Raw genomic sequence first — 14,274 nt, forward strand, 5'->3', positions numbered from 1 at the left:
TCACCCACGCTTCCGTCCGCCACCGCCCTTGTACTTCGGCTTCTGCCCACCGAGCCCCTGGGTCGAGCGCGGCTTCGGCCGCTCCTGCCAGACGGGCGCGCCGACCGGCAACTCCCGGTCGGTGCCCGGACCCATATTGTCGAGGTCGGGTGCCGCGATCCGGCTGCCGCCCGAGCCTCGGGGCGGCTTGCGGCCGAACTTGCCGGCCTCGCGCTCGACGTCGCCCTGGCGCGCCATCGGGTCGTCGGAGACCAGGAGCTCGGTCGCCTGGAGTCGCTTGAGCTCGTCGCGCAGCCGCGCGGCCTCCTCGAAGTCGAGGTCGGCGGCGGCGGTGCGCATCCGCTTCTCGAGATCGGCCATCACCGCCTTCAGGTTGTGGCCGACCGTGATCGCGTCCTTGGCCAGCCCCGTATCGACTTGCACATGGTCGCGCTCGAACACGCTGGAGAGGATGTCACTGATGCCGCGCTTTACGCTTTGGGGCGTGATGCCGTGCTCGGCGTTGTAGGCGAGCTGCTTCTGGCGGCGGCGCTCGGTCTCGGCCATCGCCCGCTCCATCGAGCCGGTGACCTGATCGGCGTATAGGATGCAGCGTGCCTCGGCGTTGCGGGCCGCGCGGCCGATCGTCTGGATCAGCGAGGTCTCGGAGCGCAGGAAGCCCTCCTTGTCGGCGTCGAGGATGGCGACGAGGGCGCATTCCGGGATGTCGAGGCCCTCGCGCAGCAGGTTGATGCCGATGAGCACGTCGAAGGCCCCGAGCCGGAGGTCCCGGATGATCTCGATGCGCTCCAAGGTATCGATGTCCGAGTGCATGTAACGCACCCGCACGTTGTTCTCGTGCAGGTACTCGGTCAGGTCCTCGGCCATGCGCTTGGTGAGCGTCGTCACGAGGGTGCGGTAGCCGGCCTGGGCGACGTCGCGGACCTCGCCCAGCAGGTCGTCCACCTGGGAGCGGGCGGGCCGGATCTCGATCACCGGATCGACCAGCCCGGTCGGCCGGATCACCTGCTCGGCGAAGACGCCGCCGGTCTGCTCCATCTCCCACTTGCCGGGGGTCGCCGAAACGTGGACCGATTGCGGCCGCATCGCGTCCCATTCCTCGAAGCGCAGCGGGCGATTGTCGAGGCAGGAGGGCAGGCGGAAACCGTACTCGGCGAGCGTCGCCTTGCGGCGGAAGTCGCCCCGGTACATGCCGCCGATCTGCGGCACCGTGACGTGGCTCTCGTCGGTGAAGACCAGCGCGTTGTCGGGCAGGTACTCGAACAGGGTCGGCGGCGGCTCGCCGGGTTTCCGGCCCGTGAGGTAGCGCGAGTAGTTCTCGATGCCGTTGCAGGCGCCGGTCGCCTCAATCATCTCGATGTCGAAGGTGCAGCGCTGGTCGATGCGCTGCGCCTCGATCAGGCGGCCCATCCGGGTCAGTTCCTCGATCCGACCTTTGAGCTCGTGCTTGATGCCCTTGATCGCCTGCTGCAGCGTCGGGCGCGGCGTGACGTAGTGCGAGTTGGCGTAGACCTTCACGAACTTCAGCTCGGAGATGGTCTTGCCGGTCAGCGGATCGAACTCGACGATCTTCTCGATCTCGTCGCCGAACAGGCCGATGCGCCAGCCCCGGTCCTCCAAGTGGGCCGGCCAGAGCTCAATCGTGTCGCCGCGCACCCGGAAGGTGCCGCGGGCGAAGTCCGACTGGATGCGCTTGTACTGCAGCGCCACGAGGTCGGCGATGAGCTGGCGCTGCTCGATGCGCTCGCCGAGCGAGACCGTGAACGACATCGCCGTGTAGGTCTCGACCGAACCGATACCGTAGATGCACGAGACCGAGGCCACGATGATCACGTCGTCGCGCTCGAGGAGTGCGCGGGTGGCGGCGTGCCGCATCCGGTCGATCTGCTCGTTGATCGAGGATTCCTTCTCGATGAAGGTGTCTGAGCGCGGGACGTAGGCTTCGGGCTGGTAATAATCGTAATACGAGACGAAGTACTCCACCGCATTGTCGGGGAAGAATCTCTTGAACTCGCCGTAGAGCTGCGCGGCCAGCGTCTTGTTGGGCGCCAGGATGAGCGCGGGGCGCTGCGTCTCCTCGATGATCTTGGCCATCGTGAAGGTCTTACCCGAGCCGGTGACGCCGAGCAGCACCTGATCGCGCTCGTTGGCCTGCACGCCCTTCACGAGTTCGGCGATCGCGGCCGGCTGGTCGCCGGCGGGCTCGAATTCCGACTTCATCACGAAGCGGATGCCGGCCTCGGACTTCTTCGGGCGCTCGGGCCGGTGCGGCACCCAGGCGGCGCCGTTCTTGAACAGCGGATTGCCCTCGGTGAGCAGCCGCTCCAGGGCCGCCACCGTGGCGGAGGCGCCGCCCGCATCGACCGGCTCGGTATCGGGCTGGCCCTCCGGTGCCGGACCGTCCTCGGGTGGGGTGAGGCCGAGCGCCTGCGCGAGGCGCGGATCGACCTCGGCGCCGGGCGCGACGGTGAAGCCCGCCTGCGGCGCCTCGCCGAATCCCCGCGGCGCGGAGGCCGCGTCCGCCTTCCGGCGCCCGCGCCGGGCCGGCACCTGACCGGGCCGCTCGGGCTCGGGCACCCGGTTGCGGTTGAGCGCCGGGTTGAGCAGGTCGGCCAGGAAGGGGTCGAGGGGCTGGAGCTCGGGCTTGTCGGCCTTGCTCGGGCCTTTCGCCGTCGCGCTGCGGGGCTTGCGGGGTTTCGCCATGGTCCGAATATGGTCCCTCGCGCGCGCCTGCGGAAGGCCGGCGCGGAAGGTCGCAGACGGCCGCGCCGCGTCGACGCTCCGTTGACGCTCCTCGGCCGAACACCCTAGACATCCGGCCCGTTCCCGGTTGCCGGAGCCCCGATGGATCCCGCCCCGCCCGGCCGCGCCGACGGCGCGACCCATCTCGACGTGCTGGTGATCGGCGCCGGCATCTCCGGCATCGCCGCCGGCTACCACCTGCAGCGGCGCTGTCCGGCCAAGAGCTACGCGATCCTCGAGGCGCGCGACGCGATCGGCGGCACCTGGGACCTGTTCCGCTATCCGGGACTGCGCTCGGATTCCGACCTCTACACCTTCGGCTTCAGCTTCCGGCCCTGGAGCGGCGAGCGCTCCATCGCCGACGGCGCCTCGATCCTGCGCTATGTCCGGGAGACCGCCGCGGAATACGGGATCGACCGGCAGATCCGGTTCGGCCACCGGGTGGTCGCGGCCGACTGGGACCCGGCCGCCGCCCGCTGGGTGCTCGACCTGGAGGTCGGGCCGGAGCGCCGGCGACAGCGGCTCACCTGCGGCTTCCTCTACGTCTGCGCCGGCTACTACGACTACGAATCCGGGTACCTGCCGGACTGGCCGGGCACGGAGCGGTACGGGGGCCGCTTCGTGCATCCGCAGGCCTGGCCGGACGACCTCGACCATGCGGGCAAGCAGGTCGTGGTGATCGGCAGCGGTGCGACCGCGATGACGCTGGTGCCGGCGATGGCCGAGAGCGCCGCCCACGTCACCATGCTGCAGCGCTCGCCCACCTACGTGGTCGCGCTGCCCGCCCGGGATCGCGCCGCCGAGTGGCTGCGCGCCCGGCTGCCGGAGCGGCTGGCGCTCCGGCTGGCGCGCTGGAAGAACGTGCTGATCAGCATCCTGTTCTACCAGTACGCTCGCCGGAAGCCCGAGGCGATGACCGCCCGCATCCTCGGCGGCATCCGCAAGCAGCTCGGGCCGGACTACGACGTCGCGACCCATTTCACTCCCAGCTACAAGCCCTGGGACCAGCGCCTCTGCATGGTGCCGGACGGCGACCTGTTCCGGTCGATCCGCGCGGGCCGCGCCTCGGTCGAGACCGGCACGATCGAGACCTTCACGGAAGCGGGCCTGCGCCTCACCTCCGGCCGCGAGATCCCCGCCGACATCGTGGTCACGGCCACGGGGCTGAAGCTGAAGATGCTCGGCGGCCTCGCGCTCTCGGTCGCGGGCCGCCCGGTCGATCCGCAGCGGACTTGGCTCTACAAGGGCATGATGCTGAGCGAGGTGCCGAACCTCGCGATCGCGATCGGCTACACCAACGCCTCGTGGACGCTCAAATGCGAGCTGACGGCGCAGTATGTCTGCCGCCTGATCCGCCGCATGGATGGGCGGGGCGACGCGTGGTGCATGGCCCGCCGCGACGGCAGCGAGGGCGAAGCGTCGACGATCGACTTCACCTCGGGCTATATCGAGCGGGGACGCCACCTCCTGCCGAAGCAGGGTGTCCGGAAGCCCTGGCGCCTCTACCAGAACTACGTGCTCGACGTGCTGAGTCTTCGCTACGGCCGGGTCGAGGACGATGCGATGACCTTCGGCCGGGCGGGCGAGACGGTTGCCGACGCGCGGCGGGCGGCCTGAGGGGGACATGGGCGCGCGTTTCGAACTCGCCGGCCGCACGGCGCTGATCACCGGCGCGGGCAGCGGCATCGGCCGGGCCCTGGCCCTGGGGCTCGCCCGGCGGGGCTGCCATCTCGCGCTCGCCGACATCGACGCCGCCGGCCTCGCCGAGACGGCCGAGCGCCTGCCGGCGGGTCTGCGAGTCAGCCGGCACCGGCTCGATGTCGCCGACCGGGAGGCGGTCGCCGCGCTTCCCGCCCAGATCCGCGCCGCACATCTGGGCCTCGACCTCCTCGTCAACAACGCGGGCGTCGCCCTCGGCGGCAGCTTCGAGCAGGTGAGCGAGGCCGATTTCGATTGGCTCCTCGGGATCAATTTCTGGGGCGTGGTGCGGATGACCCGCGCCTTCCTGCCGCTCCTGCGTGAGAGCCCGGAAGCCCGCATCGTCAACCTGTCGAGCCTCTACGGGCTGATCGCGCCGCCCGGCCAGACCGCCTACGCGGCGAGCAAGTTCGCGGTGCGGGGCTTCTCGCAGGCGCTCGCCCACGAGCTGGCCGGCTCGACGGTCGGCCTCACGCTGGTCCATCCGGGAGGCGTCGCGACGCGCATCGCCGACAGTGCGCGGCTTCCGGCAGACCTCGCGCCGGAGGAGGCCGCCCGCGGCCGGGCGCTCGCCAACGGCTACTTGAAGCTGCCGCCGGGGCGCGCGGCCGAGATCATCCTGGCGGCGGTCGAGCAGCGGCGCGCCCGCGTGCTGGTCGGCAGCGATGCACGGATCTTGGCGCTGCTGGAGCGCCTGATGCCCGCCTCCTACTGGCCGGTTCTCGCGCGGTTGATGCGGCGGCCCTGAGCGGCCGCGGAAACCCCCGCCTTCCTCGCGAGTTCGCCGAGGAGGAGCGGTTCTCCTTCCGACTCCCGGGCCGACAGCGGCGACGCGCCGCGGCCTCGGGCGCCGGAGGAGCCGCGATCGGCAGCGGCTGTCCCGACGATGGTGGAACGGGTGTCACGCGACAACGCGAATTCCGATCCGGACGCGCCGTCCGGGATCAGAGATGCTCCGGTGGATCCGCCGGAGACGAGACTGGTGCCGGACCGGAGCGGTACGGAGTCCGACCCAATCAGCTTCGAGCAGATCCGTGAGCGGGCCTACGAACTCTGGGAGCGCAACCACCGGCCTGAGGGGCTCGAGATCCAGTTCTGGCTTCTCGCCGAGCGCGAGCTCCGAGCGGAGCGTCGGCGCGCTGAGGGGTAGGGCGGCGGGCTGTGACGGAGTGAGGCTGTCGAATTGCCGAACTATCCTCTGAGAAATGCCATAGGAACCTTCGCGGTGGTGCCGGACTTATCCTGCCGCAGAAGATCGGAGGAAAACGCAATGAAGGTCACCGGTATCGCTGGCGCGCTCGCCATTCTGACTTTCACCGCCGGCACGGCGCTGGCCGCCCCCTGTAATACAGGTTCGACCAAGGGCAAGTCTCCCGACCAGACGATGAACGAGAAGAGCTCGGACGTCGACAAGTCGAGCAAGAACCTCGCTGGCGGCCAGCAGCCTGCCTCACCCGGTACGGTCGGCGCGATGAACAATGTCGGCGCCAACCAGATGACCGCGGCCAACCCAACCTCGCCCAACACCAACGACAAGGCGGATCCCGCTGCCAAGAACCTGGCTGGCGGCCAGCAGCCTGCCTCGCCCGGCACGGTCGGCGCCATGAACAATGCCGGCGCCGACCAGGCGCTCGGCAAGAAGAGCGGCGACGATTGCTGAGCGCGCACCGCCTCTAGCGCACATTCTCATCGGGGCCGGCCTCTGTGGGGCCGGCCCTTTCCGTTTGCCCGCGCCCCGCCTCGCGTTCGGATGGCCGGATGCCCCAGCCGGTGAGCGCGGCGCCGAGCCGCTCGCGACACGCCTTCGCCCACGGCCGCAGGTGCCGGACGTAGCCCAACAGAATCCAGCCGCGCAGGCGCAGCGGCAGGGCGTAGTCGCGCACCGGCATCGCGCCCGTCGCCCATTCCGACTTGTGCCGGCAGGCGGGCGCCAGAAAGTCGAGCTGGTCGATACCGAGACCCGCGGCATTCTCGACCATGTGCCGGAACAGCAGCCGGCCGGGCCCCTGCGCGGCGTAGCGGGCGTCGTAGGCCTGGACCAGCGAGGCGTAGGCGCCCGCATGGATCAGCCCCGCCTCCACCGCCGCGGTGGTGTCGCCGACGCGCAGGCGGAGCACGAGGGCGTTCGGACAATCTGCGAGTCCCCGCAGGAAGGCGGCGTTGGCCGGGTGGGCGTAGCCAGCGCTGAACCGGCCGGTACGCCGGAGCCAGGCCTGCTTGAGGCGCACGGCTTCGGTCATCGCCTCCGCCCGCTCCTCGGCCCCGGCGGCGACCTCGAATCGCACCGGCCCGGCCTCGGCGAGATTGCGCAGGTTGCGCTGGAGGGTGTTGCGCGTCCGGCCGGACCGGCGCCGCGCCTGAGCGTTGCGAAAATCGCAGAACGGAGCCTCCGCCGTGCGGGTGACGAAGCGGCTGCGCGACGCCAGCAACGGGGCGATGACTGCATCACCGCGAACGCCCCGTAGGAACACGGCGTCTACGTCTCGCATCTCGCGCACCGCCTGCCACGCCGCCGCGAGCCAGAGCCCGCTCTCGCCGCCCGGCGCGACCAGCGCGTCGGCGTACTGCGTCGCCGGTTCGCCGAAGCTTCGCAGGATACGCAAGGGGCCGAGCCGGCGGATCGCCAGGGGCCACAGCAGGACGAGCCGCCCGCTCTCGCGGACCGTGACGACGCGCGCCACCGCATCGCATCCGGCGCGCCGCGCGGCCTCGTCCCAGGTCCGGCACCAGGCGTAGCTCTGGAAGACGTTGCCGCCCGCGCGGGCCTCCAGTGCGGTCCAGGCTTCCCGGAGCGATGCGAGATCCTGGCTGACGGTGACGCTGCACGCCGCGCGTGCGCCGTCCCGCAGCGGTACGCCGAAAGCGTCCGCCCGAAGAGCTTCGAGCATACTGAAGCGGCCCTCCTGGGATATCGCACATATTTCGCTTGGTGCGATGAGACTTATCTAAGCATATGCCGCAGATGAAGACATCGGCGTTGTTGATCAAGTCCGGAATCTGAAAGATCTACTCCGGAAGCGTCGTTCCTCGCGGCCGCGGCGGCACGGCCTGCGGTAAGGGCCAGAGGCCGGCAGAGCGCGGCCAGCCGGGAGCAAGCGGTCGCATGGCACGCTGCGGCGAGCGCCCAATCTTTCCTACGCTCAGGCCCCCTTCCAGGGTTCTCGCATCCAGGGATCTCACATGGCTCACCTACTCGTCATCGGGGCTAGCCGGGGCATCGGCCTGGAGACCGTCCGCGCAGCCCTGGCCGCAGGGCATCGGGTGCGGGCCTTCGCCCGCTCGGCGAGCCGTATCGATCTGCCCGGCCCAAACCTGGAGCGCTTTCCGGGTGATGCCCTGAACGGGTGCGACATCGGGGCGGCGCTCGACGGGATCGACGCCGTGGTGCAGGCGCTCGGCGTGCCCGTGCGCGACCTCATCGGCCCGGTCCGCCTCTTCTCGGAAGCGACGGGTATCCTCGTCCCTGCCATGGAGAAGACCGGCGTCCGCCGGCTGATCGCGGTCACCGGCTTCGGTGCGGGCGACAGCCGCGACGTCATCGGCCCGCTGCAGCGCCTGCCGTTCCGGTTGGTGTTCGGGCGCGCCTACGACGACAAGGACGCCCAGGAGATCCGTATTCGCCGCAGCCGCCTGGATTGGACGCTTGTCCGCCCCGGCGTGCTGACCGGAGGGGCGGCGACCGGCTGCTACCGCGTCCTCGATGATCCCGCCTCGTGGCGCAACGGGCTGATCGCGCGGGCGGACGTGGCACACTTCCTCGTCGCGCAGGTCGCGGATGCTGGCCGGATCGGCAAGGCCGTCGTCCTGATCGACCGTGCCCTCCCGCTCTGATGATCGTCCGCCGCAGTGCCCGAGGGTGACGCCGTGCCGAACCTGCCCGTCCTGACCCGCTCTGCGGGACTCGATGCCCTGGCCGCCTTCCTCGCCGGCCGGGGAGCGGCCTACGCCGCGGACCGGAACACGGATCCCGGGTCCGAGCCGACCACCTCGGCGCTGTCCCCTTATCTGCGCCGCCGCCTGCTGACGGAGGAGGAGGTCGTCCGCGCCGCCCTGGATGCCCTCGGCGAGCGGGGTTCGGAGGCGTTCATCGCGGAGGTCTTCTGGCGGACCTACTTCAAGGGCCACCTCGAAACCCACCCGGAGGCCTGGAGCCGCTACCGCGTCGGGCTGGCGGATGCGCGGGCTCGCCTCGCGGCCGAGCCCGGCCTGCGCCGGACCTACGACCGTGCCGTCGAGGGGCGCACCGGAATCGACGGCTTCGACAGCTGGGCCGGCCAGCTCGTCGAGGCGGGCTGGCTGCACAACCACGTTCGGATGTGGTTCGCCTCGATCTGGATCTTCACGCTCCGCCTGCCCTGGGAACTCGGTGCCGATCACTTCCTGCGGCACCTGCTCGACGGCGACCCGGCGAGCAACACCCTGTCCTGGCGCTGGGTGGCCGGCCTGCACACCCGGGGCAAGCACTACCTGGCGCGGCGCGAGAACATCCGGCGTTATACGCAGGGCCGCCACGAGCCGGCCGGCCTCGACGAGGAGGCCGGGCCGCTGGAGGAGACGATCCCTCCACGCGAGGTGCCGCTGTCCCGCGCTGACGCGCCGCCGGACGGGCCAGTCGCCCTGCTCATGCACCTCGACGACCTGCATCCCGAGAGCCTGCCGCTGGGCCGGGCCGAGGTTGTCCGCGTCTGGGGCCTCCTCGCCCATGCCGATGGCGCGATGGAGCGGGTCCGGGCGGCCGACGCCGCCGCGATGGCGGACGGGCTCGGCCGGGCCGCCGCGCATTTCGGCTGCCCGGCCGAGCCGGCCCCGGCGGGCTGGACGGAGGACGTGCCGGTGGTCGCGGCCTGGGCCCCGGTCGGCCCCTCCGCCGACGTCCTGCCGAGCCGATGCCAACGCGTGCGCCGGCCTTGGGACGAGCGGGCATGGCCCCTCTCGACCCGTGGCTTCTTCCGCCTGAAACGCGCGATCCCCGACCTGACGGGGGCCTGACCCGTCTGCGCGGGATGGCTTGTCGCGCAGCGGAATCCACAGCTTCGACCTCTCGAACCGGAAGCCTCAGCGATGGACAGGTTCCTCTACTACCTCGTGACCGTGGTCGAATCCGTCCTCGGGATCTTCGGCATCCGAGGGCTCTACGAGCAGCCCGCCTATACGGTCGTCCAGCGCCACGACCGCGGCGTCGAGATCCGCGCCTACGCGCCGCGGCTCGCGGTCGAGACCGACGCGCGCGGCCAGGGTGACGGCGAGGCCTTCGGCCGGCTGTTCCGCTACATCACCGGCGCGAACCGCGCCGGGAGCCGCATCGCCATGACAGCGCCCGTGGAGACGGGCGGCCAGCGGATCGCCATGACCGTGCCTGTCGAGCAGGGTGCGGGCGGCACGATGCGTTTCTTCCTGCCGCGCGCCGTGGCCGAGGCGGCGCCCGAGCCGACCGAGGCCGGCGTCCGCCTTGTCGCGGTGCCGGCCGAGCGCATCGCGGCGCTCCGCTTCTCAGGCCGCGTCACGCCCGAGGTCCGGGACGAGCAGGAGCGCATCCTGACCTGGGTGCTCGCCGCGGCGGGCCTGCGGGCAAGCCAGAGCCCGATGTTCATGGGCTACGATCCGCCCTTCGCGCTCCCGTTCCTGCGCCGGAACGAGGTGGCGGTGCGCCTGGACCGTTCCTGAGATCGGTGCCCCACAGGTGGGTCGCTGCGACCGAACGCGAAACGGCCGGCCCCGAGGGACCGGCCGCCCGTCACGATTCGCGAACCGTGCGCTTACCAGCCGTAGCCGTAGGCCGGGCCACCCCAGGAATAGCCCGAGTAGCCGTACCCGGCAGGGGCGTAGCCGTAATCGTAGCTGCGCACCACGCGGCGCTGGTAGACCGGCGCGTAGCCGACATCGGTGTAGCCGCCGTAGCCGTAGGCGGGGTAGCCGTAGCCGTAGGCGGGCGCCCCGTAGCCGTAGGCGTTCGAGGCCGCCGCGCCGACCAGGGCGCCGGCGGCGAGACCGCCGATCACGCCCGCGGCGACCGCGCCGCCGCGCCCGCGCGCCTCGGCGCCGGTGCTGGCCACGGTGCCGAGACCGATGAGGGCGGCAGCCGAGATGGCAGCAAGCTTACGCATTCGTCATCTCCTGTATGCGTTGCATTGGCGCTCCAACATCTGGCGGTGCGGAATGGTTGCACTGCATATCGCGCCAGGTTCGCGCACGGATGCGTGAGGAGGGAGATGCGAAAGCTCGGCTATAGTGCGGGATGATCTGCGCAGGCGGACGCCAAACGACAGGTGCGGATGAGCCGTCCGACCGGGGTGGCGACGGCGATCCGCTCGCCGGAAGGGCCATCCGGCAGCGAAACGCAAAAAGGCCCGTGCCGCGCAGGCGGCCGGGCCTGATTGCAGGTTCTCGCGGGCGCGCCCTGTCCGGGCGCGCGGAAGCTTACGACGCGATGGCCGGGGCGGCCGCGTTCTGCTGCGGCTGGGCGGGGCTCGCCGAGAAACCGCCGGGACGACCGCCGCGGGCCGGGAAACGGGGCTTCGGCTTCGGGGCGGCGATCAGCCCCTCGCGGATCGCGGTCTTGCGGGCCTGCTTGCGGGCGCGGCGGACGGCTTCAGCCTTCTCGCGCGCCTTGCGCACGGACGGCTTCTCGTAGGCCTTGCGCTGCTTCATCTCGCGGAAGATGCCCTCGCGCTGCATCTTCTTCTTGAGGACGCGGAGCGCCTGATCGACGTTGTTGTCGCGAACGAGTACCTGCAACGGACTGGATCCTCTGGAACTTGCAATCAGATCGGGTTGGTTCGGCCATTCACCGCGTCGGACGATGAAACCGGCAAACGCCCCAGGCCCGGGGATCGCCCGGGCGGGACGCGGTCTCGATCATCACGATTCGGGGCGTGGTCCGCACCTTGCGGGTGCATCTACACCAAGTCCGACCGACTTCCAACCTGTTCCGCCGGAAGGGAGCGCCGGATACCCTGACAGCGACGGCAGAACGACGGGCAGCATGACCAGCGACGCGCAGCAATTCGCCAGCGACAACTATTCGGGCATCTGTCCCGAGGCCTGGGCCGCCATGGCCGCCGCCAATGCGGGCCACGCGCCGGCCTACGGCGAGGATGCCTGGACGGCGCGCGCCGCGGACGCCTTCCGGACTCTGTTCGAGACTCCCTGCGAGGTGTTCTTCGCCTTCAACGGCACCGCCGCCAACGCGCTCGCGCTCGCCGCCCTGTGCCAATCCTACCACAGCGTGATCTGCGCCGACGCCGCCCATGTCGAGACGGACGAGTGCGGCGCGCCGGAATTCTTCTCCAACGGCTCGAAGCTGCTGACCGCCAGGACGGAGGGCGGCAAGCTCGCGCCGGACGCGATCCGGGCGCTCGCCCGCCGCACCGACATCCATTTCCCGAAGCCGCGGGTCGTCACCGTGACCCAGCCGACGGAGACGGGGCAGGTCTATACCCTCGACGAGTTGCGGGCGATCTCCGCGACCTGCCGGGATCTCGGGCTGAAGCTCCACATGGACGGCGCCCGTTTCGCCAATGCCTGCGCGGCGCTGCAGTGCAGCCCGGCCGAGATGACGTGGCGGGCGGGTGTCGACGTGCTCTGCTTCGGCGGCACCAAGAACGGCATGCACGCGGGCGAGGCGGTGGTGTTCTTCGATCCCGCCTTGGCTGAGGATTTCGGCTACCGCTGCAAGCAGGCGGGCCAGCTCGCCTCGAAGATGCGCTTCCTCTCGGCCCCGTGGGTGGGGATGCTGGAGGGTGACGCGTGGCTGCGCAACGCCCGACACGGCAACGCCTGCGCCCGCCGCTTCGCCGACGCCGTCGCGGACCTGCCCGGCCTGCGCCTCCTCTTCCCCGTCGAGGCCAACGCCGTGTTCCTGGCGATGGCACCCGAGGCGATGGAGCGCCTGCGCGCGCTCGGCTGGCGCTTCTACACCTTCATCGGCGGGGGCGCCCGCTTCATGTTCGCCTGGGACGCCGACCCGGACCGGATCGACGCGCTGATCCGCGACGTGCGGGCGGTGGCCGGATAGGGCGTCTGCCGGCGGACTCGGAGGGCTGAACTCTGCCGCAGGGCTCCGCCCTGCACCCGCGCAAGGTCTCGGACCTTTCGAAACCGAGACCTCTCAGGCGAGCCAGTCCGGTACGCGGTCGAGGCCGATCAACTCCTCGTAGGTTTGGCGCGGGCGCACGATCGCGGCGTCGGAGTCCCGCACCAGCACCTCCGGCACGAGGAGGCGGCTATTGTAGGTGCCGGCCTGGACCGCGCCGTAGGCGCCCGCCGTCATCACGGCAATCAGGTCGCCCGGCTTGACCTCCGGCATCTCGCGGTTGAGCGCGAGGTAGTCGCCGGTCTCGCAGACGGGCCCGACCACGTCTGCGACGATACGGGGCCCGTCCGGCGCCGGCTCGATCACCGGGCGCAGCGCGTGGAAGGCTTCGTAGAGCGTCGGGCGGATCAGGTCGTTCATCGCCGCGTCCACGATGACGAAGGTCCGCCCTTCGCTGTGCTTCACGTAGATCACCCGCGTGACCAGGATGCCGGCATTGCCGGCGATCATCCGGCCGATCTCGAAGACCGGGCGCAGCGCCAGCGGGCGGAAATGCGGGCGGAGCGTCGCCGCGAGCGCGGCCGGGTCCGGCGGTGGTGCGTTGTCGTCCCGGTAGGGGATGCCGAGCCCGCCGCCGAAATCGATGTGCTGGAGCGGGTGCCCGGCCGCGATGAGGTCGCGGGCGAGCCCGCAGAGGAGACCGGCGGCGCTCGCGAAGGGCGCCAGATCCGTGATCTGGCTGCCGATATGCATGTCGACGCCGTGGACCGCGAGGCCCGGCATCCCGGCGGCCTCGGCGTAGACGGCGGGCGCCCGCGTGATCGGGATGCCGAACTTGTTCTCGTACTTGCCGGTCGAGATCTTGGCGTGCGTCCCGGCATCGACGTCCGGGTTGACGCGGATCGAGACCGGCGCCCGCGCGCCCAGGCTCTGCGCCACCTCCGAGAGGGCGGCGAGTTCTGGCTCGCTCTCGACGTTGAAGCAGAGGATGCCGGCCTTCAGCGCGGCCGCCATCTCGGCGCGGGTCTTGCCGACGCCCGAGAACACGATCCGCTCAGGCAGAACGCCCGCCGCGAGTGCCCGGCGCAGCTCGCCCTCCGAGACGATGTCCATGCCGGCGCCGAGTCGCGCGAGCGTCCGCAGCACGGCCTGGTTGGAATTCGCCTTCATGGCGAAGCAGACGAGCGCGTCGTCGCCCGCGAAGGCCTCGGCGAAGACCCGGTAGTGCCGCTCCAGCGTGGCGCTGCTGTAGCAGTAGAATGGCGTGCCGATCTCGTCGGCGAGCGGCGTCAGGTCGACGGCCTCGGCGTGAAGGCGGCCGTCGCGATAGTGGAAATGGTGCATCTTTGCGCCCGTCCGGGCCTTTTACAGGAGAGGGTCGAGGATGAAGGGGGTTTTTGGCACCCGGTAGCCGCGCTTGGCGCCGCGGCTCGTCTCGATCGGCGCCTCGCTGCCGCCCGCCGGCACGGCCGAGAGGCTGAGCTCGTCGCCGGCCTGCACCGCGTCGGGATCGGGCGTCGCGGAGCCGCCGCCCAGGCCGATGCTGCCCGGCAGCTGCCGGGGGCTCGCGGTCGCTCCGCCGGACGGACCGGTGGCAGGGGCCGCGCTCGCGACCGGTGCCTCCAGCGCCCCGCGCCGGCCGCAGGCCGAGACCGTGAGCGCGAGGCCGATCGCGGCGAGGAGCGTCAGGGCACGGGTCGGCAGCATCGCGCTTCGGGTCCGAGGGAGTTCCGCCGGCCGGGCCGGGGCCGGCGCGGGGCCGGGAAAGATCGCCCCTTCTAGCCCCTGCTTCCGTCCATGGC

Annotated in this window: 14 protein-coding genes; 8 read left to right on the top strand and 6 right to left on the bottom strand. The window is 71.0% G+C overall.

What is annotated here, in order from left to right; genetic code table 11:
- Positions 1-2,703, bottom strand: a complete 2,703-nt coding sequence (gene uvrB, locus DK427_RS08700) for an excinuclease ABC subunit UvrB (protein ID WP_109950931.1) — start codon at positions 2,701-2,703, stop codon at positions 1-3.
- Between the two features lie 141 nt (positions 2,704-2,844).
- Here uvrB and DK427_RS08705 point away from each other — a divergent pair, with 141 nt between their 5' ends.
- The 4 genes from DK427_RS08705 (at position 2,845) to DK427_RS08720 (ending at position 6,100) form a co-directional block, all read left to right on the top strand.
- Positions 2,845-4,359 (top strand): flavin-containing monooxygenase, encoded by a 1,515-nt coding sequence (locus tag DK427_RS08705; RefSeq protein ID WP_109950932.1) that lies wholly within the window; start codon positions 2,845-2,847, stop codon positions 4,357-4,359.
- A 7-nt stretch (positions 4,360-4,366) separates the two neighbouring features.
- Positions 4,367-5,188 (top strand): SDR family NAD(P)-dependent oxidoreductase, encoded by an 822-nt coding sequence (locus DK427_RS08710; protein WP_109954070.1) that lies wholly within the window; start codon positions 4,367-4,369, stop codon positions 5,186-5,188.
- 234 nt (positions 5,189-5,422) lie between these two features.
- Positions 5,423-5,590, top strand: coding sequence for a DUF2934 domain-containing protein (locus tag DK427_RS27030; RefSeq protein WP_245930848.1), 168 nt, complete (start codon positions 5,423-5,425; stop codon positions 5,588-5,590).
- A gap of 120 nt (positions 5,591-5,710) precedes the next feature.
- Entirely contained in the window at positions 5,711-6,100 is a 390-nt protein-coding gene (locus tag DK427_RS08720; protein ID WP_109950934.1) for an exopolysaccharide production protein YjbE, read from the top strand.
- A gap of 13 nt (positions 6,101-6,113) precedes the next feature.
- Here DK427_RS08720 and DK427_RS08725 read toward each other — a convergent pair whose 3' ends face one another.
- The gene (locus tag DK427_RS08725; protein WP_109950935.1) at positions 6,114-7,328 is read right to left on the bottom strand and encodes a GNAT family N-acetyltransferase; all 1,215 of its coding nucleotides are present in this window, start codon (positions 7,326-7,328) and stop codon (positions 6,114-6,116) included.
- 292 nt (positions 7,329-7,620) lie between these two features.
- Here DK427_RS08725 and DK427_RS08730 point away from each other — a divergent pair, with 292 nt between their 5' ends.
- The 3 genes from DK427_RS08730 (at position 7,621) to DK427_RS08740 (ending at position 10,104) form a co-directional block, all read left to right on the top strand.
- Positions 7,621-8,271, top strand: a complete 651-nt coding sequence (locus DK427_RS08730) for an NAD(P)-dependent oxidoreductase (RefSeq protein ID WP_109950936.1) — start codon at positions 7,621-7,623, stop codon at positions 8,269-8,271.
- 15 nt (positions 8,272-8,286) lie between these two features.
- Positions 8,287-9,429, top strand: a complete 1,143-nt coding sequence (locus DK427_RS08735) for an FAD-binding domain-containing protein (RefSeq protein ID WP_245930849.1) — start codon at positions 8,287-8,289, stop codon at positions 9,427-9,429.
- Positions 9,430-9,501: 72 nt separating this feature from the next.
- Positions 9,502-10,104 carry an SOUL family heme-binding protein gene (locus DK427_RS08740; RefSeq protein ID WP_109950937.1) on the top strand — a complete coding sequence of 201 codons (603 nt, stop codon included), beginning with the start codon at positions 9,502-9,504 and terminating at the stop codon, positions 10,102-10,104.
- A gap of 92 nt (positions 10,105-10,196) precedes the next feature.
- On the opposite strand, the gene DK427_RS08745 is transcribed toward DK427_RS08740, so the two are convergent.
- A complete protein-coding gene (locus DK427_RS08745) occupies positions 10,197-10,544 on the bottom strand; it encodes a hypothetical protein (protein ID WP_109950938.1) in 348 nt (115 codons plus the stop codon).
- A gap of 313 nt (positions 10,545-10,857) precedes the next feature.
- A complete protein-coding gene (rpsU, locus tag DK427_RS08750; protein ID WP_109950939.1) occupies positions 10,858-11,175 on the bottom strand; it encodes a 30S ribosomal protein S21 in 318 nt (105 codons plus the stop codon).
- 247 nt (positions 11,176-11,422) lie between these two features.
- Here rpsU and DK427_RS08755 point away from each other — a divergent pair, with 247 nt between their 5' ends.
- Positions 11,423-12,454 carry a threonine aldolase family protein gene (locus DK427_RS08755; protein WP_109950940.1) on the top strand — a complete coding sequence of 344 codons (1,032 nt, stop codon included), beginning with the start codon at positions 11,423-11,425 and terminating at the stop codon, positions 12,452-12,454.
- 93 nt (positions 12,455-12,547) lie between these two features.
- On the opposite strand, the gene lysA is transcribed toward DK427_RS08755, so the two are convergent.
- The gene (lysA, locus tag DK427_RS08760; protein WP_109950941.1) at positions 12,548-13,816 is read right to left on the bottom strand and encodes a diaminopimelate decarboxylase; all 1,269 of its coding nucleotides are present in this window, start codon (positions 13,814-13,816) and stop codon (positions 12,548-12,550) included.
- Between the two features lie 21 nt (positions 13,817-13,837).
- Positions 13,838-14,179 (bottom strand): lipoprotein, encoded by a 342-nt coding sequence (locus tag DK427_RS08765; RefSeq protein ID WP_109950942.1) that lies wholly within the window; start codon positions 14,177-14,179, stop codon positions 13,838-13,840.
- Positions 14,180-14,274 lie beyond the last annotated feature (95 nt).

It is taken from the genome of Methylobacterium radiodurans (assembly GCF_003173735.1).
GTDB classification, from domain to species: Bacteria; Pseudomonadota; Alphaproteobacteria; order Rhizobiales; family Beijerinckiaceae; genus Methylobacterium; species Methylobacterium radiodurans.